Source organism: Microvirga pakistanensis (assembly GCF_004458765.1).
In the GTDB taxonomy this organism is placed as follows: Bacteria; Pseudomonadota; Alphaproteobacteria; order Rhizobiales; family Beijerinckiaceae; genus Microvirga; species Microvirga pakistanensis.
In genome coordinates this window covers 71,896-93,505 of record NZ_SPJX01000469.1, presented here as the reverse complement: position 1 = coordinate 93,505, position 21,610 = coordinate 71,896, and the positions used below count along the sequence as shown (strand labels likewise).

At 64.4% G+C, this 21,610-nt stretch carries 19 protein-coding genes; 2 read left to right on the top strand and 17 right to left on the bottom strand.

The features are described 5' to 3' along the window. Positions 1 to 173: 173 nt before the first annotated feature. Positions 174 to 1,463: a citrate synthase gene (gene gltA, locus E4K09_RS20765; RefSeq protein ID WP_134499605.1), complete on the top strand. Its 1,290-nt coding sequence runs from the start codon at positions 174 to 176 to the stop codon at positions 1,461 to 1,463. 95 nt (positions 1,464 to 1,558) lie between these two features. Here the strand turns inward: gltA and E4K09_RS20760 are convergent, their stop codons facing one another. The 7 genes from E4K09_RS20760 to bamA all read right to left on the bottom strand — a co-directional run bounded on the left by E4K09_RS20760 (position 1,559) and on the right by bamA (position 9,010). Next, positions 1,559 to 1,873, bottom strand: coding sequence for a methyltransferase family protein (locus E4K09_RS20760; protein ID WP_134499604.1), 315 nt, complete (start codon positions 1,871 to 1,873; stop codon positions 1,559 to 1,561). A 268-nt stretch (positions 1,874 to 2,141) separates the two neighbouring features. Further along, a complete protein-coding gene (gene lpxB, locus E4K09_RS20755) occupies positions 2,142 to 3,323 on the bottom strand; it encodes a lipid-A-disaccharide synthase (protein WP_134499603.1) in 1,182 nt (393 codons plus the stop codon). After that, positions 3,316 to 4,233 carry an LpxI family protein gene (locus E4K09_RS20750; protein ID WP_134499602.1) on the bottom strand — a complete coding sequence of 306 codons (918 nt, stop codon included), beginning with the start codon at positions 4,231 to 4,233 and terminating at the stop codon, positions 3,316 to 3,318. The genes lpxB and E4K09_RS20750 overlap by 8 nt, the downstream gene beginning before the upstream one ends. 6 nt (positions 4,234 to 4,239) lie before the next feature. Next, on the bottom strand, positions 4,240 to 5,049 hold the full coding sequence (gene lpxA / locus E4K09_RS20745) for an acyl-ACP--UDP-N-acetylglucosamine O-acyltransferase (protein WP_134499601.1): 810 nt from the start codon (positions 5,047 to 5,049) through the stop codon (positions 4,240 to 4,242). Next, positions 5,049 to 5,513, bottom strand: coding sequence for a 3-hydroxyacyl-ACP dehydratase FabZ (gene fabZ, locus E4K09_RS20740; protein WP_134499600.1), 465 nt, complete (start codon positions 5,511 to 5,513; stop codon positions 5,049 to 5,051). The genes lpxA and fabZ overlap by 1 nt, the downstream gene beginning before the upstream one ends. A gap of 36 nt (positions 5,514 to 5,549) precedes the next feature. Then, positions 5,550 to 6,614 (bottom strand): UDP-3-O-(3-hydroxymyristoyl)glucosamine N-acyltransferase, encoded by a 1,065-nt coding sequence (lpxD, locus tag E4K09_RS20735; protein ID WP_134499599.1) that lies wholly within the window; start codon positions 6,612 to 6,614, stop codon positions 5,550 to 5,552. Positions 6,615 to 6,652: 38 nt separating this feature from the next. Continuing rightward, the gene (bamA, locus tag E4K09_RS20730) at positions 6,653 to 9,010 is read right to left on the bottom strand and encodes an outer membrane protein assembly factor BamA (protein WP_134499598.1); all 2,358 of its coding nucleotides are present in this window, start codon (positions 9,008 to 9,010) and stop codon (positions 6,653 to 6,655) included. Between bamA and E4K09_RS29330 the strand changes: the two genes are divergently transcribed. Continuing rightward, positions 8,952 to 9,206 carry a hypothetical protein gene (locus E4K09_RS29330; protein WP_166802422.1) on the top strand — a complete coding sequence of 85 codons (255 nt, stop codon included), beginning with the start codon at positions 8,952 to 8,954 and terminating at the stop codon, positions 9,204 to 9,206. The two genes, bamA and E4K09_RS29330, sit on opposite strands and share 59 nt — an antisense overlap. 16 nt (positions 9,207 to 9,222) lie before the next feature. Here the strand turns inward: E4K09_RS29330 and rseP are convergent, their stop codons facing one another. The 10 genes from rseP to dnaE all read right to left on the bottom strand — a co-directional run bounded on the left by rseP (position 9,223) and on the right by dnaE (position 21,554). Further along, on the bottom strand, positions 9,223 to 10,365 hold the full coding sequence (gene rseP, locus E4K09_RS20725; RefSeq protein ID WP_134499597.1) for an RIP metalloprotease RseP: 1,143 nt from the start codon (positions 10,363 to 10,365) through the stop codon (positions 9,223 to 9,225). Between the two features lie 31 nt (positions 10,366 to 10,396). Next, positions 10,397 to 11,563, bottom strand: a complete 1,167-nt coding sequence (gene dxr, locus E4K09_RS20720) for a 1-deoxy-D-xylulose-5-phosphate reductoisomerase (protein WP_134499596.1) — start codon at positions 11,561 to 11,563, stop codon at positions 10,397 to 10,399. A gap of 6 nt (positions 11,564 to 11,569) precedes the next feature. Then, positions 11,570 to 12,418 (bottom strand): phosphatidate cytidylyltransferase, encoded by an 849-nt coding sequence (locus E4K09_RS20715; RefSeq protein ID WP_134499595.1) that lies wholly within the window; start codon positions 12,416 to 12,418, stop codon positions 11,570 to 11,572. A 2-nt stretch (positions 12,419 to 12,420) separates the two neighbouring features. Next, positions 12,421 to 13,188 carry an isoprenyl transferase gene (locus E4K09_RS20710; RefSeq protein WP_134499594.1) on the bottom strand — a complete coding sequence of 256 codons (768 nt, stop codon included), beginning with the start codon at positions 13,186 to 13,188 and terminating at the stop codon, positions 12,421 to 12,423. Between the two features lie 43 nt (positions 13,189 to 13,231). After that, on the bottom strand, positions 13,232 to 13,792 hold the full coding sequence (gene frr / locus E4K09_RS20705; RefSeq protein WP_134499593.1) for a ribosome recycling factor: 561 nt from the start codon (positions 13,790 to 13,792) through the stop codon (positions 13,232 to 13,234). 170 nt (positions 13,793 to 13,962) lie between these two features. Continuing rightward, positions 13,963 to 14,676, bottom strand: coding sequence for a UMP kinase (gene pyrH, locus E4K09_RS20700; protein WP_134499592.1), 714 nt, complete (start codon positions 14,674 to 14,676; stop codon positions 13,963 to 13,965). Between the two features lie 81 nt (positions 14,677 to 14,757). Next, positions 14,758 to 15,687 carry a translation elongation factor Ts gene (gene tsf, locus E4K09_RS20695; protein WP_134499591.1) on the bottom strand — a complete coding sequence of 310 codons (930 nt, stop codon included), beginning with the start codon at positions 15,685 to 15,687 and terminating at the stop codon, positions 14,758 to 14,760. 104 nt (positions 15,688 to 15,791) lie between these two features. Beyond that, on the bottom strand, positions 15,792 to 16,808 hold the full coding sequence (locus E4K09_RS20690) for a 30S ribosomal protein S2 (RefSeq protein ID WP_134499590.1): 1,017 nt from the start codon (positions 16,806 to 16,808) through the stop codon (positions 15,792 to 15,794). 290 nt (positions 16,809 to 17,098) lie between these two features. After that, on the bottom strand, positions 17,099 to 17,725 hold the full coding sequence (locus tag E4K09_RS20685) for a hypothetical protein (protein ID WP_134499589.1): 627 nt from the start codon (positions 17,723 to 17,725) through the stop codon (positions 17,099 to 17,101). A gap of 355 nt (positions 17,726 to 18,080) precedes the next feature. Next, positions 18,081 to 21,554: a DNA polymerase III subunit alpha gene (gene dnaE, locus E4K09_RS20680; protein ID WP_134499588.1), complete on the bottom strand. Its 3,474-nt coding sequence runs from the start codon at positions 21,552 to 21,554 to the stop codon at positions 18,081 to 18,083. Positions 21,555 to 21,610: the final 56 nt, after the last annotated feature.

Genomic DNA, 21,610 nt, shown 5'->3' with positions numbered 1-21,610 from the left:
GGCGCATCCCGTCTTTAGACGTGCTTGCTCCTCACCAACGGATAAGCTACCGAAGGGGCCATTCTCCCACCGACCGGCTGACCTCGGTCCGGCAGACCAAGCCCGGGGGCTCTCCTCCGATCACTTGGTTGCTCTAGGTTATGCCCGGCCTCCTGCTGAAAGGTCGAAGACCCATGAGTTCCAATACAACACTCACAGTCGACAACAAGGCCGTGGAACTAGCGGTGAACGAGGGCACGATCGGCCCGAGCGTCATCGACATTTCGAAGCTCTACGCTCAGACCGGGATGTTCACTTACGATCCCGGTTTCACCTCGACCGCAGCCACCGAGTCGAAAATCACCTACATTGACGGGGACAAGGGCGTTCTGCTGTATCGCGGATACCCCATCGATCAGCTCGCCGAACACGGTGACTTCCTCGAGACCTGCTACCTGCTCCTCTACGGGGAGCTGCCGACCGCCGCTCAGAAGGCCGATTTCGACTATCGTGTCACGCGCCATACCATGGTGCACGACCAGATGAACCGGTTCTTCACCGGCTTCCGCCGCGACGCCCACCCGATGGCCATCATGGTGGCCTGCGTCGGCGCGCTTTCGGCCTTCTATCACGACTCCACCGACATCTCCGATCCGCACCAGCGCATGATCGCCTCCATGCGCATGATCGCCAAGATGCCCACGCTCGCCGCCATGGCCTACAAGTATTCCATCGGCCAGCCCTTCGTGTATCCGCAGAACGACCTGGACTACACCTCGAACTTCCTGCGCATGTGCTTTGCCGTGCCGGCTGAGGAATACAAGGTGAACCCGGTCCTCTCGCGCGCGCTCGACCGCATCTTCATCCTGCACGCCGATCACGAGCAGAACGCCTCGACATCGACCGTGCGCCTGGCAGGCTCCTCGGGCGCCAACCCCTTCGCCTGCATCGCGGCCGGCATCGCCTGCCTCTGGGGCCCGGCCCATGGCGGCGCCAACGAAGCCGCTCTGAAGATGCTGGAGGAGATCGGCACGCCGGATCGCATCCCCGAGTTCATCGCCCGCGCGAAGGACAAAAACGATCCGTTCCGCCTCATGGGCTTCGGCCACCGGGTCTACAAGAACTACGATCCCCGCGCCAAGATCATGCAGAAGACCACCCACGAGGTGCTCAGCGAGCTCGGCATCAAGGACGACCCGCTCCTCGACGTCGCCATGGAGCTCGAGCAGATCGCCCTCAAGGACGATTACTTCATCGAGAAGAAGCTCTATCCGAACATCGACTTCTATTCGGGCATCACCCTGAAGGCGATGGGCTTCCCCACCTCCATGTTCACGGTGCTCTTCGCCGTGGCCCGCACGGTCGGCTGGATCGCCCAGTGGAGCGAGATGATCGAAGATCCGTCCCAGCGCATCGGCCGCCCGCGCCAGCTCTACACCGGCCCCACCGAGCGGCAGTACGTCACCGTCGCTCAGCGCGGGTGAGCCTGATCTGGAAACGAAAGAAGAAAGGGGCCGAATGGCCCCTTTTTCATTACGAACAGATCCAGTCGTCATTCAGTGACCGGTTCAAGGCTGGATCAGAACCAACGCCTGATCTGCTCCCGATAAGTCTTATAGGTTTCCCCGAGAGTGCGGCCCAGGTAATCTTCTTCCAAACGTATCTGGACTGAGATCGTTACGTATGCGACCGCGAAAGCCATCCAGCTCAGGGTGTGAGGAACGGCCAGGGCAATCCCCAAAGCCATCAGCATCATGCCTAGGAAGATCGGGTTTCTTGAGTATCTGAACAGCCCACCTGTGATGAGTGACGGCGTCTCGTCAGGAATGAGGACTCGCCAGGAGTTGCCCATCTCTAGCTGTGCTATCATGACGATTCCAACTCCGAGCGCCATAAAACAACTCCCAGAACCCACAGAGCTTGGGTGTAGCCATGTTGCTGTTCGCTCCACCTGGGCATGAATGCCGCTGCTAGAAGGATCGCCGCGTACGGACCCATCAGCACGATGAAGCAGCGGCCAATGAAGCGTTCTGCACTATCGTACATCGGGAGAGCCCAGGCCCGAACGCCAGCTCGACGCAGTCTTGCGGTATAAGAGGCAGTCACGCCCACTCCAATCAGCATAAGCGGCAATGGGAGCTAAGACGGTATCTTTCATTCCTTCATAGTTCAGTCTTGTTTGAAAGCATGCCAGCGACAATCCGAGCGGCCCGTTCGCTCGGCATCTCGTCGCCGATCCGCATCAGTTCGTCCAGGCGCCGGAGCGCGGCTTCCTGGCGTCGCCGTTCGGGAGTGTCGGACAGGAGCGGCAGAAGCGCCGTCACGAGGGCCTCGGGCGTGCACTCCTCCTGGATGAGTTCGGGAATCGCGTTTTCGCCCAGGACGAGATTGGTGAGGACGATGGACTGCGCCTTGATGAGTGGGCGCAAAATGATCGCCTCGATCCTCGACACCTTGTAGGCCACCACCATCGGGATGCCGGAAAGGCCGAGTTCGAGGGTGACGGTGCCCGACGCGGCGAGCGCCGCGTCGGCGCTTCGGAAGGCCTGCCACTTGGCGGCCTCGCCCTCCACGATCGCGGGCTTGATGCCCCATGAGGCCGTGCGTCCCCTGATCTCCTGCGCAAGATGCGGCACGGCCGGGATCGTGACCGTGAACGGCCGGGGCGAGCGCTGCCGAAGCAGCTCCAGTGTCTCGCCGAAGGTGTCGAGCAATCGGGTCACCTCCGTGCGACGGCTGCCCGGGAGCACCAGAAGGTCGACCGGTCCGTTCTTGTGAAAGTCCCGCTCGCCGGCCGCAGGCCTGAATTCGCCTACCCGTTCGATGAGAGGATGGCCCACATAGGTGGTCGGCGGACCGCCGAGGCGCCTGTGAGCGTCAGGCTCGAAGGGCAGCAAGGCCAGGAGCTGGTCCACATAGGCGCGCATTGTCGCGGCCCTCCCCGGGCGCCACGCCCAGACCGAGGGGCTCACGTAATCGACCACGGGAATATGCGGCGCGCGCTTGCGCACGGCCTTGGCGACGCGATGCGTGAAATCGGGACTGTCGATGATGACGAGGAGATCGGGATCGGCCGTCACCACCGCATCCGCCGTCATGCGGATGCGGCTGAGCACCGTCGGCAAACGTCCGATCACGGCGACGATGCCCATGACGGCGATGTCCTGGAGCGGGAACAGGCTTGCGAGCCCTTCGGCCTCCATCGCATGGCCGCCGACGCCGCCGAAGCGCAGATTGTCCGCTCCCAGCCGCGACTTCAGCGCCCGCATGAGCTTCGCGCCGAGCTGATCGCCGGATTCCTCGCCCGAGACGATCCAGATGTTCAGCGCCCGCGCCTTATCCATGCGCACGCTCCATCCAGGGGAGATCGACGGCGACGAGGAAGAGGCCGAGGCGATCTGCCAGACGCAAAGTCTCCTCCTGCTCCAGCACGAAGGTCGAGCCCGCGCCGACCGCGATTCCGGAAAGCCCCACCCTCGCCGCTTCGGCGACGGTGCGAGGTCCGATGGTCGGCATGTCGACCCTGAGGTCCTGCCCGCGTTTTGCGGCCTTGATCAGCACCCCGCCCTCCTTGCGGCGCCGAAGGCCGAACCAGGATTGGCGCAGGTGTCCGACCCGGCGCAGCATGCGGTCCGTGCCCTCCGGCCCCTCGATGGCGAGCACGTGGTTGCGGGCGATCACGGCCCCCTGTCCGATATCGAAGGCCGACAGGGAGGCGAGCAGATCGAGCCCCATGGCGATGGCCCGCTGATCGTCGTCGCCCGGCTGCCGGGAGCCGCTCAAGGACAGGGATGCGACGAGATCGGGTGCGAGTTCGTGGGCCCCCACGACACGATGCCCGCGCTCCTCGATGAGCATCACGGCCCCGCGCAGGACCTGATCGTCCCCGCGGGCGATGACCTCCTTCACCTCCTGCATGTTGCGCAGGGCCGAATAGGCTCCGAGCAGGGCGGAAAACCCGGGACGGCGCACGGCGCCGACGAGGGAAACCGCGTGCGGCTTCCACCCGTCGAGGGTGCTCAGGATGGTCTTGAGATCGAGAAGATCCACATGCGCGTGGGCCTTCCTTCGCAGCTCGCGTGCGGCGAAGCCCCGGAAGGCGAGCACACGATAATCCTGGCCGGTCCGCTCGAGATGCTCAATGACCTGGATCGGCAGACGCCCGTCCCCGGCCACGATGGCGACCGGGCCGCTGGACGCATGAGCCGGCACGTGAGCGCCGGCTCCCGTCGGTATATCGCTCTCAGGCTGCATCCAGCCTCAACCGGCGGAACTGACAGGATCCCGGGGCGTGCAGATCGAACGGTCCTTGCCCTCGCGGATGAAGTCCAGGATCTCGTGCACGAACGGATGATTGGCGAACTCGGCCGCCACGTCCTCGACGCGTTCGGAGAGCGTGCCCTCGTCCGCGAAAAGCAGGCGATAGGCGCGGCGGATATCGTGGATCTGCTCGCGGGTGAAGCCGCGACGGCGCAGGCCGATGATGTTGAGGCCCGCCAGATGCGCCCGGTTGCCCATGGCCATCCCGTAGGGAATGAGATCGTTCTCGAGGCCCGACATGCCGCCGACGAAGGCGTGCGAGCCGACGCGGGCAAACTGGATGACGGCGGAGCCGCCGCCGAAGATCACGAAATTGCCGACCGTCACATGGCCCGCCAGCATCACGTTGTTGGACAGGATGCAGTCGTTACCGACCTTGGTGTCGTGGCCCACGTGCGAGCCTGCCAGGAAGGTGCAACGGTCGCCGATGATCGTGCGCAGCCCGCCGCCCTCCGTGCCCGGATTCAGGGTCACGCCTTCGCGGATCATGCAATCGGCGCCGATCTCGAGCGTTGAAGCCTCCCCGCGATACTTCAGATCCTGCGGGATATGGCCGATGGACGCGAAGGGAAAGATCCGGGTCCGGGGGCCGATCTTCGTCTTGCCCGCCAGCGCCACATGGCTCATGAGCTGGCAGCCTTCACCGAGCTCGACCTCGGGCCCCACGGTGCAGAACGGGCCGATCTTCGCACCCGCGCCGATCTTGGCGCCGTCCTCGATGATGGCGGTCGGGTGGATCACAGTTTCCATTAGTCGGTCACCAGCATGGCGCTGACTTCGGCTTCACAGACGAGCACGCCGTCCACCTTCGCCTCGCCCTTGTACCACCACATGTTGCGGCGGTTGTTGAGCTTCTTCATGTGGAACTCGACCCGGTCTCCGGGTTCGACGGGCTTGCGGAACTTCACCTTATCGATGGTCATGAAGAACACCTGCTTCGGCTTCGCCTGCTCCGCCATCTTGGCCTTCACGCAGATGGCACCCGCCGTTTGAGCCATGGCCTCGATGAGGAACACGCCCGGGAAAATCGGGCGAGACGGGAAATGGCCCGTGAATTGTGGCTCATTGAAGGTGACGTTCTTGATGCCGATGCAGGAGTTGTCGCCGTCGATATCGATGATCTTGTCGATCAGCAGGAACGGATAGCGGTGTGGCAACAGCTCGAGGATCTCGAGAATGTCGGCGGTTTGAAGCGTGGTGGGCGCTTCGGACATGACTGAATTCTCCGAATGGTCCTAGTGTTCGCTATGTTAGGACGATGCGCCGTCGTCTTTGTCGGAATCGGCCTTGGATGCAAGCTTTTTCAAGGCGGTGATCTCGCGGAACCACTCGCGCACCGGCCGGGCGGGAACGCCGCCCCAGCGCGCCCCGGCCGGAACATCGCCGTTGACCCCGCTCGTGGCGGCGATCTGGGCGCCCATCCCGACCCGCACGTGCCCTCTGACGGCAACCTGGCCGCCGAGCGCCACGTAATCCTCCAGCGTGCTCGAACCGGCGATGCCGACCTGAGCCACGATTACGCAATGGCGGCCGATGACGACGTTGTGCCCGATCTGGACCAGGTTGTCGATCTTGGTGCCCTCGCCGATCACCGTGTCGCGGCTCGCGCCCCGGTCGACGGTCGTGTTGGCGCCGATCTCGACGTCGTCCTGAATGATCACGCGCCCGATCTGCGGCACCTTCAGGTGCCCCTGCGGGCCCATGGCGAAGCCGAACCCGTCCTGGCCGATGCGCACCCCGGGATGGAGGATGACCCGGTTGCCGATGAAGGCGTTCGAGACGGTGACATGAGGGGCGAGGGAGCAATCCCGGCCGATCTTCACATGGGGCCCGACCACTGTATGGGCGCCCACAATGGTTCCGGCGCCGATCTCCGCATACGGGCCGACAACGGCCCCGGGATCGACCTTGACGCCGTACTCAAGGCGAGCGGAGGGATGCACGAAGGAGCCCGGCGAGACGCCGGTCGCCGCGAAGGAGGATTCCGGCCGCATGGCGGTCGGAAACATCCGGGCCATGACCTGCGCGAACACCCTGTAGGCCAGCGGGGTCACGAGAGCGACCGTATGGGCCGGTACCTTGGAGGCAAACCGAGGGGTCACGAGGCAGGCGCCGGCGCGGCTGGCGCTCAGGACCCCCACATAGGCGGGGTTGTCCATATAGGCCAAGTCGCTCGGACCTGCGCTTTCGAGCGGAGCGACGCCTTTAAGCAAAAACTCCCCGTCGATGCCGTCGGGGAGCTTGATCTGCGCCATCTCCGCGACCTGACGCAGGTTAAGCGTCTGGCTTTGCGGAAAGAAATTGCTTTCTGTCATGAATAAAAGCGAGGGCGCCGTCGAGGCGCCCTCCCCGATTAGAAACGTGTGCCGCCGGAGAACCGAAACGCTTGAGTGCGGTCCCCGCCGATCCGGGTCCCATCCGCCTGGAGAATACCTTCCTCCTTGGACAGAGCGAACGCATAGTCGAAGCGGATCGGACCGAGCGGCGAAGTCCACAGGATCGAGGCGCCGACCGACGAACGGATCTTGTCGCTGTCGAGAACCTCGATGCAATCCTGGGGCTGCCCTGCAACCCGTTCGCAGACGGCGCCGCCATCGGGATCGAAGATGCTTCCGCCGCCGACATTGAACTGGGTCGGCCCCTCGTAGCCGAAGAGCGTACCGGCATCCGCGAACACGGCACCCTTCAGGCCCAGCTCACGGGGCAGGCCGAAGATCGGGAACTGCACTTCGAGCGATCCGCCGAAGTACGTCGTGCCGCCGATGGCATTCGCATTCGCGTCAGGGCTCGAGATGTCGCGCGGGCCGAGTCCGTTCGTGGCGAAGCCGCGAACCAGGGACGGGCCCATGAAGAAGTGGTCCACGATACGCAGGTCGGCGCCGTCATCATCGTTGCCCAGGCCCATGATATGGCCACCCTGGACGCGGGCGATACCCACCACATCCTCGAACAGCTCGCGATAGTAGCGGGCGTCGCCGGTGGCGCGGAAGTAGCGCGAGTCCCCGCCCAGGCCTGCGAAGTCCGTCTTCAGCTCGGCGTAGAAGCCGTTGCGCGGATCACGGGTGCTGTCGAGGGTATTGTAGTTGAACGTCAAGCCGGCCAGCGACGTGATCGTCTTGCCCTGCGACTCCTTGATCGCCAGCGATGCCTCGCCGTTGGTCAAGCAGTTGGTTGCCGTCGTGACTCCGGGGATCGGAATCGAGCAATCGTTGTACGGCTTGTCCTCGTCGTTCGGGATCTCGAGATCCTGCTGATAGAGCGAGTAGCGGGCCGTAACCGTGAACTCTTCCGTGAACGGCAGGCCGAGGCGGATCTGACCGCCGGTCATGCGGTTCTCGTAACGGGAATACCGGGTCTGGTCGCTGAACTTCGAGAACAGGTCGATGCCCGCAGCCATCCGGTAGCCGAGGAAGTACGGCTCGGTGAACGAGAAGTCGACGCCATTCGAGCGCTGGCCGAGCTGGCCCGCAAGGCGGACGAACTGGCCGCGGCCCAGGAAGTTCGTTTCGGTGACCGCGACTTCACCGATGAAGCCGTCGGCCGTGGAATAACCGCCCGAGACCGAGAAGGAGCCGGTGGATTGATCCTCCACGTCCACGTTCACGACCACGCGGTCGGCCGATGAGCCGGGCTCGTTGGAGATCCGGACCTGCTTGAAGTAGCCCAGGTTGTTCAGGCGGCGCTCGGCGCGGTCGATCATCACCTGGTTGTAGGCATCGCCCTCACCCAGGTCGAACTCGCGACGGATCACGTAGTCGCGGGTACGGGTGTTGCCGCGGACGTTGATGCGCTCGATGTAGATGCGCGGACCTTCCTCGATCACGTAGCCGAGGTTGATCGTACGGCTCGCGGGATCGCGGGTGCCGACCGGGCGGACCTGCACGAAGGGATTGCCCTGGCGGGCCACGGTCCGGGTCATGGCCTGAACCGACTTCTCGACGGCATCGGCGCTGTAGACGGAGCCGGCGGAGACCGACAGATCGCCGCGGAGAGACTCGGCATTCACTCCCGGAACGCGGGAATCGACGCTGACATTGCCGACCCGGTACTGCTCACCTTCCTCGACCGCGATCGTGACGACATAGCCACCGGCGTTGGGGTCGAAGGTCACCTCGTTGGAGACGATGCGGAAATCCGCATAGCCATTCTTCAGGTAGTAGCGGCGGATCAGCTCGAGATCGTTGGAGAGGCGATCCGGATCGTAGACGTCCGTGCTCTTGAGGAAGCTCAGGATGTTGGTCTCGGTGGTCTGCATGACGCTGCGCAGACGGCCGGACGAAATCTGGTTGTTGCCGACGAAGCGAATCTCCTTCACGCCCGTCTTGTCGCCCTCGACGATCGTGTACACCACGTCGACGCGGCCATTCGGCAGATCCACGAGGCGCGGGGTCACCTGGGCCAGGCCGCGGCCCTGGCGGCGGTAGACCTCGAGAATGGTCTGCACGTCGGCATCGATGGTAGCCTGATTCACGGCCGTCCGGGCCCGGGTCTGCAGCACGCCTTCGAGCAGGGCCTTGTCGACCTTGCTGTTGCCCTCGATGGCAACCCGGTTGATCAGGGGACCCTGGGCGGCGGAAGCGCGGCTCCTCGTCTGCGGCCCCTGCTGCGCGAAGGCGCTGTCCGCAACGGTAAGGCCGGCCATCAGCGCGCTCATGGCGATCACTGCGGTGGCGGCCGGCTTCTTCCGGCGTGGCGTGGTCGTCGACATCATCAACTGGCCCGTTTCTTTATACTTTGTCCGTCGCGAGGCGAGCCCGCGGGCTGGAAACACGCGTCCCAACCTTATTGGGGTGCTGCCCCGCTTGTACAAACTTTCGCCGTCATTGCAAACGGCACGTACAAACAGAGAAGCGATTTTTAACCGGCGTGGCGTCCTTGTCACGTTCTGCCGGCTGCAAAAACGGTGACAAGGTGAACGAGGCCTCACCCGAACGAGCGGGTCAGGTCGCTCCACGTCGCCAGAAGCATCAGCATCGCCACGAAGGCAAAGCCGATCCGGAAGCCGATCTCCTGAGCCTTCTCGCTCAAAGGCCGACCTCGGATGGCCTCAATGGCATAGAACAGAAGGTGACCGCCATCCAGCAGCGGAATGGGAAAAAGGTTAATGAGGCCGATCGACACCGACATGAAGCCGATCAGGTTCACCAGACTGTAGATCCCGCCGAGCTCATAGGCGGTTCCTGCGATTCGAGCGATCCCGACCGGCCCGGAAAGCTGATCGATCGACTCCCGGCCCAACACGAGGCGGCGGACGAAGTTGATCGTCCGGTCGACCTGATTCCAGGTATCCACGGCGCCGGCCTTCAGGGCTCCCCATGGGGAATACGAGATGCGCTTGATGGCCGAGCGGTCCTGGGGGGCCTGAACCCCCAGGAGGCCGATCTTCTGCTTCCCGAAGGGTGTATCCCGCTCCTCGATCTTGGGAATGGCCGTGAGATTCACGGCCTCGCCGCCGCGCTCAACCTCGAAGTTCAGCGCCTCGCCCGAGCTCGAGCTGACGATCATCTGCATGTCGGCGAAGGTCTCGATCCGGGCGCCGTCGATGGAGCGGATCACGTCGTGGGGCTGGAAGCCCGCCGCCTCGGCGGCGCTGCCGGGAATCACCCTCTCGATCACCGGCTCCAGGACCATCTTCCCACTGAAGTAGTTGAATCCCGCGAAGATCGCGATCGCCAGGATGAAGTTGGCGAGCGGTCCGGCCGCCACGGTAGCCGCACGCTTGGCGACATTTTGGTGGGGAAAACTGATCGCCCGCTGCTCGGGCGGCATCTGCTGGACGCCCTGGGCGTCCGGAACGCTCGCGGCGTTCATGTCGCCCACGAACTTCACATAGCCGCCGAGGGGAATCGCCGAGATCTTCCAGCGGGTGCCGTTCCGATCCGTCCAACCGACGAGCTCGGGCCCGAAACCGATGGAGAAGGCCGTCACCCCGATGCCGCACCGGCGTCCCACCCAGTAATGACCGTATTCGTGAATGAAGACGACCACCGACAGAACCAGGAGGAAGGCGAACAGCGTCAGGACCAGAGATCCGGTCGCTCCGCCAATTGTCGAAAGCCAATCCATTATCGTCCCTTCCGCGCTCCTTCGGAGCGCCTCACATCTGCTTGGCGTGAACGAGCCGCCGCGCGATGACCCGGGCCTCGCCGTCCACGGCAAGGGCCTCCGCCACCGTCGCGGGGGCTTTCCCGCTCCCGGAGAAACGTGAGCAAACTGCCTCAACTATCTCTGATATCGTATAAAATCCTACACGGCCAGCCATATAGGCCTCCACCGCGATCTCGTTGGCCGCATTCAGGATCGTGGGGACGGCGCCCCCGGCCCGAAGCGCGGCCTTGGCCAGGGCGAGGCATGGGAACCGCGCCTCGTCCGCCCGCTCGAACGTCAACCGGCCGATCGCGGCAAGGTCGAGACGGGGCAGATCCATGAGAAGGCGCTCCCGGCCGCGGAGCGAATTGGCGATCGGCACCTTCATGTCCGGCAGTGCCAGACCGGCGGTGACGGCTCCGTCGGTCCATTGCACAAGCCCGTGGACGATGGCCTCCGGATGCACCAGCACATCGAGGCGTTCGGCCTCGAGCCCGAACAGGTGGTGGGCTTCGATCAGTTCCAGGCCCTTGTTCATGAGGGTGGCCGAGTCGATGTTGATCTTGGAGCCCATGGACCAGACCGGATGGGCCGACGCTTCCGCGGCACCGGCCTCGGCGATCCGCTCCCGCGGCCAGATGCGGAACGGCCCTCCGCTCGCGGTGATCACAGCCTTCTCCACATCCCGGTTCTGTCCGGCCGCGAGGGCGTGCTCCAGGGCGTTGTGCTCGGAATCCACAGGCATGATCTCAACCCCGAGGCGATGCGCATCGGCCATGAAGGCGGCACCCGCGCAGACGAGGCTTTCCTTGTTGGCGAGCGCGATGCGCCGTCCGGGTCTCAGAGCGGCGTGGGTCGGTTCGAGACCGGCGGTCCCGCTGATGGCCGCGAGTACGATGTCGGAGGGACGCTCCGCGGCTTCGAGCACGGCGGACCGTCCTGCTCCGCTCTCGATGCCCGTTCCGGCGAGGGCTTCCTTCAGGGCAGGACCGGCGGTCTCGTCGGCCAAGGCCGCGAACCTGGCCCCCAGACGCCTGGCGATCTCGGCCAAAGCCTCGACGTTGCGCCCTCCGACGACCGCCTCGACCCGGAACTCGTCCCGATGCGCCAGAACCACGTCCGCCGTGGAGCGGCCGATGGAGCCGCTGGCCCCGAGAATCGTGAGAGAACGTGCCATGTAGGACTAAGCAACTCCGTGCGCGGCGAGAAGGACGATCCCGATGATGAGGGACACGGCCCAGAAGCCGTCTAGCCGATCCATCACACCCCCATGCCCTGGAATAAGATGGCTCGAGTCCTTCACGTCGCAATGGCGCTTGAGGGCCGATTCGGCGAGATCGCCGATCTGGCTTGCCACGGAAGCGACCATGGACAGCGCTATCGTGCTCCAGGCTGGGAGGGAATGCGTCACGCCGAAGCGCCCGCCCAGCCGCACGACGAGGAAACCCGCGAGGGTGGCGGCAACGAGCCCCCCGATGAAGCCGGACCAGGTCTTCTTCGGGCTGATGGCCGGGCACAGCTTCGGACCGCCGAACGTGCGGCCGGTGAAATAGGCGGCGATGTCGGTGGCCCAAACGACCGCGAACATCCAGATCAGCCCGAGAGCGCCGATTCCCGGATAGTCCCGGACCATGGGCGGCACGAGCACGATCACCGCGGCATAGGCGAAGCCGGAGGCCGCCCAGAGCCTATCGTGGGAGCCTTTGGCGAGCAGCGATCCAACGGCGAGGAAGGCCAGTCCCGTGACCGCTCCAGTCGCGAAGCTCGCACCTGAAAGGTAAAGCAGCGTCAAGGCCATGAGCCCCAGCCCGAACACCGCCTGGACGGTCCGGCGCGGCTCGATGCCGGTCATGTCCGACCACTCGATCATCATCGCGATGCCGGCGGCCAGCCAGAACAGGGCGAAGGGCCAGCCGCCCCAATAGGCCGCCGCGAGGGCGAGCACGATCATGACGATCGCGGACAGGACCCGGGTCTTCAATTCACTTGTGGAGGATTTGGGAGCCAAGGCAGGACCGTCCGTGCTGGCCATCGTCAGCTGGCCTTGGCGCTCAAGCCGCCGAACCGCCGGTCGCGGCGGCGGTACTCGTCGAGAGCGGCCTTGAAGGAGGCCTCGTCGAAATCGGGCCAGAAAACCGGAAGGAACACGAACTCGGAATAAGCCGTCTGCCAGGTCAGGAAATTCGACACCCGCTGCTCGCCGGATGTCCGGATGACCAGATCGGGATCCGGGACATCGCGGGTGTCGAGGGCCATGCTCACCGTATCCATGTCGATGGCCTCCGGGTCGAGCAAGCCCTCCTTCACCTTCCGGGCCAGTGCGCGCACGGCGCTCGCGATCTCCTGGCGACCGCCGTAATTGAACGCGATCAGCAGGGTCAGACCCGTATTGGTGCGGGTGAGCTGCTCGGCCTCATCGAGCAGAAGGCGGATGTCGGAGGGCAGCCCCTCCCGCTCGCCGATGATGCGGACCCGGACGTTGTTGGAGTGGAGCTCGGCGAGATCATGCCGCACAAAGCGCTTGAGAAGCCCCATGAGGAACGAGACCTCCTCCTCGGGACGGCGCCAGTTCTCGGCCGAAAAGCTGTAGACCGTGAGGTAGCGGATTCCGAGCTCGGTGGCCGTGCGCACCGCCCGGCGGATCGCCTCGATCCCCTTCCGGTGTCCTTCGAAGCGAGGCAGGCCCCTCTGAGCGGCCCAGCGGCCGTTTCCATCCATGATGATGGCAACATGGGTCGGCAGCCCCTCTCCCGCCGCTTCACGGGCAAGAATGGGAGCCGTCCGCTGGGCTTCGCCGGTCATGACAAGGTTCCGATGCAGGTCTACAGCTTAGAAAGTCTAAAGCTTAGACTTGCATGATTTCCTTTTCCTTGGCCACCAGGAGCTGATCGATTTCCGCCACGAACTGATCCGTAGCCTTCTGAACCTGGTCGCCGTCGCGCTTGGCGTCGTCCTCGCTGATGGCCGAGTCCTTTTCGAGCTTCTTGAGAAGGTCGAGGCCGTCGCGGCGCACGTGACGGACGGCGATGCGCGCCTCTTCCGCGTACTTGTGCGCGACCTTCACCATCTCCTTGCGGCGCTGCTCGTTCATCTCCGGAATGCGCAGGCGGATCACCTGGCCCTCGGTCTGGGGATTGAGGCCGAGATCCGACTCGCGGATGGCCTTCTCCACGGCGGCAACCATGCCGCGGTCCCAGACCTGCACGCTCAGCAGGCGGGGCTCCGGCACGTTGATGGTGGCGACCTGCGCGATCGGCATCAGGGCGCCGTAGGCATCGACCTGAATCGGATCGAGAAGGTTCGGCGAGGCACGTCCCGTGCGCAGGCTGGCGAGGTCGTTCTTGAAAGCGTTGATGGCGCCCTGCATGCGGCGCTTTACATCGGCGAGGTCAAAGGTCGTAGCCATGAGATCTTTTCCTTACGCGAACTCTCTAGAAACGGGCTTACGCTGCCCGGGGTCCCGCATCAAGGCCCTAGAGTATCGAACCCAAAAGGGGAATGCACTTTCGGATCTCGTCCCGTGCCCGTGGGCATGAATGCGGAGAACCGCGCCCGCTCATCCCCAGTGAGCGGGACTTAGGGCGCCACCGTCGTTGATGGAACGTTTCCAAGGAGAAGATCGGTTACGGAGCTCGGCGCGTGTACGGAGCCGACGATGATCGAGAGCCTGCTTTCCCGCGCGAGCGCGAAAGCGGCGGTGTCCATCACCTTCAGGTCCTTGGCAATCGCCTCATCGTGCGTGAGACGGTCGAAGCGCATCGCGCCCGGGTCCTTCTTGGGATCGGCGGAATAGACCCCGTCGACCTGGGTGGCCTTGAGCACCGCATCGCATTTCAGCTCGGCCGCGCGCAGCACGGCCGCCGTGTCGGTGGTGAAGAACGGATTGCCCGTGCCGCCGGCCAGAACCACCACCTGCCCCTTGTCCAGGTGATGCAGGGCGGGCTGGCGGGCATAGGTCTCGCAGATCGTCGGCATGGACACCGCCGACATGGTGCGGGCGGGCACGCCCGCGGCGTTCAGCGCCGTCTCGATGGCGAGCGAGTTCATGACCGTGCCCAGCATGCCCATGGAATCGGCGGTGGGGCGGTCGATCCAGCCGGCGGCGCTCATGCGCGCGCCGCGGATGATGTTGCCGCCGCCGATCACGACAGCGATCTCGAAGCCGGCCTTGGTGGCGTTGGCGAGATCCTGAGCGAGGCTCGAAAGAACCTGGGTGTCGAGCCAATATCCGTCTGGAGCCATCAAGGCTTCTCCGGAAAGCTTCACCAGAATGCGCCGGAATTGTGCCACTGTCGGACTCCCTTCTTGGCCAGATTGATCCTCTCATGAAAACGGCGGCTGAGAAGCCGCCGTTTTGCCTTTCGGAGTTCTTTAGGCCTTGAGTCCGGCCTGGGCGGCGACTTCCGCCGCGAAGTCCGGTGCCTCTTCCTTCTCGATGCCCTCGCCGAGAGCATAGCGGACGAAGGCCTTCAGGACGACGGGCTTGCCGGCCTTGGATTCGGCTTCCTTGAGCACCTGGGTGACCGTCTTGGAGGGGTCGTGCACGAAGGGCTGCTCAAGGAGCGTGACTTCCTTGAAGTAGCTCTTCAGGCCGCTCTCGATGATCTTCTGCATGACGTGATCCGGCTTGCCGGCGTTCTTGTCGCGCAGGATCGCGCTCTCACGTTCGATGGTCGCCGGGTCGACGCCCGAAGCGTCCAGGGCGACCGGGTTGGTCGCCGCCACGTGCATGGCGATCTGGCGGCCGAGCGTGCTCAGAGCCTCGACGTCGCCTTCGGACTCGAGCGCAACCAGCACGCCGATCTTGCCGAGACCCTCGGAAACGGCGTTGTGCACGTAGGACGCGATCACGCCCTTCGAGACTTCGAGCTTCGCGATGCGGCGCAGGGTCATGTTCTCGCCGATCGTGGCGATGAGCTCCTGCAGGCGATCCTTCACGGTCGTGGGCGAGCCGGGGAACGTGGCGGCTTCGAGCGACTCGATGGTGCCGTTGCCGTTCAGGCCGATCTTGGCCGCTTCGCGGACGAAGGCCTGGAACTGGTCGTTACGGGCAACGAAGTCCGTCTCCGAGTTGACCTCAAGGATGGTGGCGGTGTGACCGGAAGACTCGACGGCGACGAGGCCCTCGGCAGCGACGCGGCCGGCCTTCTTGGCAGCCTTGGAGAGGCCCTTCTTGCGGAGCCAGTCGATGGCGGCTTCCATGTCGCCGTTGGTCTCGGCGAGAGCGGCCTTGCAATCCATCATGCCGGCGCTGGTCGTCTCGCGCAGCTCCTTCACCATCGCAGCGGTGATATTCGCCATGGCTTATCCTTTCACGGGTTCTTGCATAGAGGGAGCCCGGCGCTCATGGAACGCCGGGCTCAATCATTCGTTCAAGCGCCGCCTTGAATGCAGCGCCGGGACACTTACGCCGCAGCGGCTTCGATCATCGAGCGGGCCTGATCGATCCAGCCGTCACGCTCGAGGCGGCCGTTCAGCTTCAGGTCCTTGTCGAGCTGAGCGATGTCGCCGGCCTGCATGGCAGCCAGCTGCCAGTAGTGGAAGATGCCGGCTTCGTTCAGCTTCTTCTCGAGCTGCGGGCCAACGCCGTTCAGCTTGGTCAGGTCGTCCGGAGCGCCGCGGGGAGCGGCCAGGCGCTCGAACTGCTCGCCCTCGTAGGCGGCGGTGTCGTTCGCCGGAAGCTCCTCAGCCATCGGGTTCTCGGACTCGCCGATGTCGATGCCCATGGCGCCAGCGCCACGGGAGATGCCGTCGAGAGCGGCGCGGGCGACGAGGTCGCAATAGAGCGAAATCGCGCGGCCGGCGTCGTCGTTAGCCGGAACCGGGAAGGCGATGCCGTCCGGATCGCAGTTCGTATCGACGATGGCGGCCACCGGGATACCGAGGCGGTTCGCCTCCTTGATCGCCAGCTGCTCCTTGTTGGTGTCGATGACGAAGATCAGGTCGGGCGTGCCGCCCATGTCCTTGATGCCGCCGAGAGCGCGTTCGAGCTTCTCCTTCTCGCGAGCGAGCATGAGGCGCTCTTTCTTCGTGAGACCCTGGCCGCCGCCGGCGAGGATCTCGTCGACCTTGCGCAGGCGCTGGATCGAGCCGGAGATCGTCTTCCAGTTGGTGAGCATGCCGCCGAGCCAGCGGGAGTTCACGTAGTACTGGGCCGAACGCCTGGCGGCATCGGCCACGGCGTCGGCAGCCTGACGCTTCGTGCCGACGAAGAGCACGCGGCCGCCCTTGGCGACCGTGTCGCTCACGGCCTGCAGGGCGCGATGCATCATCGGGACCGACTGAGCGAGGTCGATGATGTGGATGTTGTTGCGGGTTCCGAAGATGTATTGACCCATCTTCGGGTTCCAGCGGTGGGCCTGGTGGCCAAAGTGAGCGCCAGCTTCCAGCAGCTGACGCATCGAGAAATCAGGAAGCGCCATAGTTTTTCTCCGGTTAAGCCTCCGCGGAACAGTGGGCCGGACCTTCCGGCCACCGGGATACCTCATGGGCTCACGAGGCGGTTTCCGCGTGTGGAATGCGGGCGCATATAGGGGTAAATCGAACAGAATGCAAGTTGGGACGAGCAGGCTGGGCCATCTTCGCGAAGCCCTGCCGTCCCCATGCGGAAAGCCCCTGCCCTTCTGCTAGGCAGGGGCTTTCCGGTGTCACTGGTTTCTGGGGCGAGCGACCGGAGAACCGCTCAGGCCCGCATGCCGGCGACTCGCGAGACTTAGGACCTGCCGCCGCGTCCGCCACCGTTGCCGTTGCCGTTACCGTTGCCGCCTCGGCCACCCTTGCCACCGCCCCGGCCATTGCCACCGCCCGGATTCGACGGATCGGAGCCTTTCACATCCGAACTCGTGTTGTCGGCGGGCTCCGATCCGTTACCCAAGCCGTTGTTGTTGCCAGGCCCCTGGCCATTTCCGTTCTTGCCGCCGGAGACATTGGACGCGACATCGCCAGCCGAACGGGATCCCGCCGATGGTGATCCGGCAGTGGGAGACGAGCCTGTACTGGGAGCAGATATCCCGACACTGCCGGCCGCGCGGGGACCGCTTTCGAAAAAGCCGCCGACACCGGAGGCCGGCACATCAGAGGCACGCGGCGAGCTGATCGATCCCGTCGTCAGATCAAGCCGATCCCCGGGGCCCGAGCGGCGCAGGGCCTGCGGAAGAATGGCGCAACGGCAGACCTCCTTGTCTCTGACGATGCGCAGATGGCAGTTGCCGTACATCGAGGGGTTCGCAACCGCAGGCTGGCATTGCTGGCCTGACCGCAGCACCTGGGCATGGGACACGGCCGACATGGCCAAGAACAGGGTCGCTGCAGACAAAGCGAGAGCGTATGAACGCTTCATGGTTCACCTCAATGGACTTAAAGATTGGTGGAGAGCCTGCTCCCGGCCGGGAGGGCTCGCGTGATGGGATTACGCTAGGGACGAAACAAGGTTCCGGTACTTTCCTGGAAAATTTTCCAGGCGAGCGAGGAACCTCTCGCGATCAATTCCGAGCCCAGGAAAATGTGCAGCTTGTTGCTTATCGGTCGCGCCTTCCTATGGCAGCAAAGCGAAGCTGAGATGATCTAAACCTTGGCATGAGGGGAGGAGACTTGATGCTGCTCCCCACCGTCTCCCAACCGGCAATTTCGTCCGGGCTGACGCGTGGGCCCTCATGCGGCGCGCGCAGATGGCCTCCGACGCATCTGGCCCGCCGCTAGTTCATATGCACATCCACCACCCCAGGCACGGCCCGGAGGGCGCCTGCGATCTGGGGGGTTGCCATGTACTTGCCCGGGAGCTTCACCTCGACTTCCCGGTCGCCGTCGTCGAGAATGAGAACCAGAGAGACCTCGCCCTCGCCTCTCGCCTTCAGGCGCTCATAAACGCTGGTGATGGGACGCTCGTCGCGCAGGAAAATCCGCATGCCCTTCTGGTGCTTGGCGATCGCCTCCTCCAGGGGCTCGGCCATGCCGATGCGCGCTCTCACCTCCTCGCCCTCGACGCCCGCCTGGAGCATCAGGACCACGGCGGTCCCGGGCTCCAGCACTTCGCGCAGGCGCATGAGGCCTTCGGAAAAGATGATGGCCTCGAACTGCCCGGTCTGATCGGAGAGGGTCAGGATGCCCATCTTGTTGCCGGTCTTGGTGCGGCGCTCCTGCCGGTCGAGAACGGTGGCGGCCACCTTGCCGACCGAGTTGCCCGCCTTCACCGAGCGGCAGAAATCCACCCAGGTCTGCACGCGGAGCTTCTGCAGGAGATCGCCATATTCGTCGAGCGGGTGGCCCGAGAGGAAGAAACCGACCGCGTCGTACTCCCTCTGCAGCCGCTCCGCGGCGGGCCAGGGCTCGTAGGGTGGAATCCGAAGCTGCACGTCCGCCGAGGCCATGCCGCCGAACATGTCGACCATGCCACCGTTGGCCGCCTCGTAGGATTGCTGGGCGAGGCTCATCATGGCGTCAATGGAAGCGCAGGCCTTTGCCCGATCTGACTCCAATTCGTCGAAGGCTCCGGCGGCAATGAGGTTCTCGAGCGTGCGCTTGTTGATTGCCCTCGGATTGATGCGGCGCGCGAAATCGGCAAGGTCCTTGAACGGCTCGGCGCCCCTCGCCTCCACGACAGCCTCGATGGCTTGGCGGCCCACACCCTTCACGGCGGCGAGGGCATAGAGAATCGAGCCCTTGCCCTCCTCGTCGTAGACCACGTCGAACACCACGCCCGAGCGATTGATCGAAGGCGGAATGACCTTGAAGCCGAGGCGCTGGGCCTCGCGGCGGAATTCCGAGAGCTTGTCCGTGTTGTCGAGATCGAGCGTCATGGACGCGGCCAGGAACTCGACCGGGAAATTGGCCTTGAGATAAGCCGTCTGGAACGCGACGAGCGCGTAGGCGGCCGCGTGGCTCTTGTTGAAGCCGTAATCCGCGAACTTGGCGAGCAGGTCGAAGATCTCGTTGGCCTTGGCCTTCTCGAGCCCATCCTTGGCGGCGCCGGACACGAAGCGCTCGCGCTGCGCATCCATCTCGGCCTTGATCTTCTTGCCCATGGCGCGGCGCAGGAGGTCGGCGTCGCCGAGCGAGTAGCCGGCGAGAACCTTCGCGACCTCCATCACCTGCTCCTGGTAGACGATAATGCCGAAGGTCTCGCGCAGGATCGGCTCCAGCTTGTCGTGCGGATACCAATCCCGCTTGTTGTGCTCGTCCTTGCCGAGCTTGCGCGCGCAATAGACCGGGATGTTCGCCATCGGGCCCGGACGATAGAGCGCCACGAGCGCGATGATGTCCTCGAAACGGTCGGTCTCCATCTCGACGAGCGCCTTGCGCATGCCGGCCGATTCCACCTGGAACACGCCGACCGTCTCGCCGCGCCGGAGCATCTCGTAGGTCTTGCGGTCGTCCAGCGGCAGCGCCGACAGATCGATGTGGATGCCTTTCCGCTTGATGAGATCGACCGCCGTGCGCAGGACGGTGAGCGTCTTCAGGCCGAGGAAGTCGAACTTCACAAGGCCCGCCTGCTCGACCCATTTCATGTTGAACTGGGTCACGCGCATGCCGGTCTTCGGGTCTCGGTAGAGCGGCACCAGTTCCTGCAGCGGACGGTCGCCAATCACGACGCCCGCGGCATGCGTCGATGCATGCCGGTGCAGGCCTTCGAGCTTCTGCGCGATGTCGAGCATGCGCTTGACGACGGGCTCCTCCTCGATGGCGGCCTGCAGCTTCGGCTCGCCCTCGATGGCCTGCGCCAGGGTCACGGGATTGGCAGGGTTCTGGGGCACCAGCTTGGTGAGCTTGTCCACTTGGCCATAAGGCATCTCGAGCACACGGCCCACGTCGCGCATCACGCCGCGCGCGAGCAGTGTACCGAAGGTGATGATCTGCGCGACCTGCTCCTCGCCGTAGCGATTCTGCACGTACTCGATCACGCGCTCGCGCCCTTCCACGCAGAAGTCGATGTCGAAGTCGGGCATCGACACGCGTTCCGGATTGAGGAAGCGCTCGAAGAGCAGGCTGAAGCGAAGCGGGTCGAGGTCGGTGATCGTGAGCGCGTAGGCGACGAGCGAGCCCGCGCCGGAGCCGCGGCCGGGGCCGACGGGAATGTCGTGCTGCTTCGCCCATTTGATGAAGTCCGACACGATCAGGAAGTAGCCCGGGAACTTCATCTTACGGATGATACCGATCTCGAACGCCAGACGGTCGTGATAATCCTGTTCCGTCAGACCGGGTGCGGGACCGTGGGCCGCAAGACGCTGTGCAAGTCCCTCCTCGGCCTGCCGCTGCAGCTCTTCGCCCTCATCGAGTGTTGCGGCATCGGCGCCCGTGCCGAAGTTCGGCAGGATGGGCTTGCGGGTTCGCACGCGCGTCGAGCAGCGCATGGCGATTTCGACCGTGGCATTAAGCGCATCCGGCAGATCGGAAAACAGCTCCATCATCTGTCGGCGCGTCTTGAAGTAGTGCTCGGGCGACAGGCGGCGGCGATCGTCGTTGGAGACGATCTGGCCTTCCGCAATGGCAAGCAGCGCGTCGTGCGCCTCGTAATCCTTCGGCGAGGAGAAGAACGGCTCGTTGGCGGCCACGATGGGCAGGCCGTTGCGGTCCGCGAGCGCGATCAGCTCTCCCTCGATCATCCGCTCCTCGTCGAGGCCGTGGCGCTGGATCTCCACATAGAGCTGGTGACCGAAGGCGTTTTTCAGAATGTCGAGGCGCGCCTGAGCGAGCTCATGGCGCCCACCATTGCGCAACGCGGAGTCGAGCGGGCCGGTGAACCCGCCGGTCAGAGCGATGAGCCCCTCGCCGTGCGCCGCAAGAACAGGCGCCGCCACGCGCGGCGATTCCCCCAGCGGAACGCCGAAATAGGCGTGGCTCACCAGCCGCATGAGGTTGCGATACCCCTCCTCCGTCTGTGCGAGCAGGACGATATTGGCGGGCTGCGGCACCACACGGGCGACGGGATCCGCTTCCTCGAAGCAGACGGAGAGCTGAACGCCCGCAATCGGCTGGATACCGGACCCGACCATCTTCTCGGAGAATTCGAGGGCGCCGAAGAGATTGTTGGTGTCCGTGAGGGCCAGCGCAGGCTGCTTGTCCGCGATGGCCAGCTTCGCCAGCTGGGCGACCTTCAGGGCCCCCTCGAGAAGTGAATACGAGGAGTGCACGTGCAGATGGACGAAGCCGATGTCTTGGAGAATGCGCGCCATGAAACTCTACTCAACGAACGGCACGCATAGTGGCACGATTCTCGGGAGGAAACCCT

What these genes read in the sequence shown, in the direction of transcription:
- gltA (WP_134499605.1), top strand. Translation starts at nt 174, where the DNA reads ATGAGTTCCAATACAACACTCACAGTCGACAACAAGGCCGTGGAACTA.
- E4K09_RS20760 (WP_134499604.1), bottom strand. Translation starts at nt 1,873, where the DNA reads ATGGCGCTCGGAGTTGGAATCGTCATGATAGCACAGCTAGAGATGGGC.
- lpxB (WP_134499603.1), bottom strand. Translation starts at nt 3,323, where the DNA reads ATGGATAAGGCGCGGGCGCTGAACATCTGGATCGTCTCGGGCGAGGAA.
- E4K09_RS20750 (WP_134499602.1), bottom strand. Translation starts at nt 4,233, where the DNA reads ATGCAGCCTGAGAGCGATATACCGACGGGAGCCGGCGCTCACGTGCCG.
- lpxA (WP_134499601.1), bottom strand. Translation starts at nt 5,049, where the DNA reads ATGGAAACTGTGATCCACCCGACCGCCATCATCGAGGACGGCGCCAAG.
- fabZ (WP_134499600.1), bottom strand. Translation starts at nt 5,513, where the DNA reads ATGTCCGAAGCGCCCACCACGCTTCAAACCGCCGACATTCTCGAGATC.
- lpxD (WP_134499599.1), bottom strand. Translation starts at nt 6,614, where the DNA reads ATGACAGAAAGCAATTTCTTTCCGCAAAGCCAGACGCTTAACCTGCGT.
- E4K09_RS29330 (WP_166802422.1), top strand. Translation starts at nt 8,952, where the DNA reads ATGGCGATCACTGCGGTGGCGGCCGGCTTCTTCCGGCGTGGCGTGGTC.
- bamA (WP_134499598.1), bottom strand. Translation starts at nt 9,010, where the DNA reads ATGATGTCGACGACCACGCCACGCCGGAAGAAGCCGGCCGCCACCGCA.
- rseP (WP_134499597.1), bottom strand. Translation starts at nt 10,365, where the DNA reads ATGGATTGGCTTTCGACAATTGGCGGAGCGACCGGATCTCTGGTCCTG.
- dxr (WP_134499596.1), bottom strand. Translation starts at nt 11,563, where the DNA reads ATGGCACGTTCTCTCACGATTCTCGGGGCCAGCGGCTCCATCGGCCGC.
- E4K09_RS20715 (WP_134499595.1), bottom strand. Translation starts at nt 12,418, where the DNA reads ATGGCCAGCACGGACGGTCCTGCCTTGGCTCCCAAATCCTCCACAAGT.
- E4K09_RS20710 (WP_134499594.1), bottom strand. Translation starts at nt 13,188, where the DNA reads ATGACCGGCGAAGCCCAGCGGACGGCTCCCATTCTTGCCCGTGAAGCG.
- frr (WP_134499593.1), bottom strand. Translation starts at nt 13,792, where the DNA reads ATGGCTACGACCTTTGACCTCGCCGATGTAAAGCGCCGCATGCAGGGC.
- tsf (WP_134499591.1), bottom strand. Translation starts at nt 15,687, where the DNA reads ATGGCGAATATCACCGCTGCGATGGTGAAGGAGCTGCGCGAGACGACC.
- E4K09_RS20690 (WP_134499590.1), bottom strand. Translation starts at nt 16,808, where the DNA reads ATGGCGCTTCCTGATTTCTCGATGCGTCAGCTGCTGGAAGCTGGCGCT.
- E4K09_RS20685 (WP_134499589.1), bottom strand. Translation starts at nt 17,725, where the DNA reads ATGAAGCGTTCATACGCTCTCGCTTTGTCTGCAGCGACCCTGTTCTTG.
- dnaE (WP_134499588.1), bottom strand. Translation starts at nt 21,554, where the DNA reads ATGGCGCGCATTCTCCAAGACATCGGCTTCGTCCATCTGCACGTGCAC.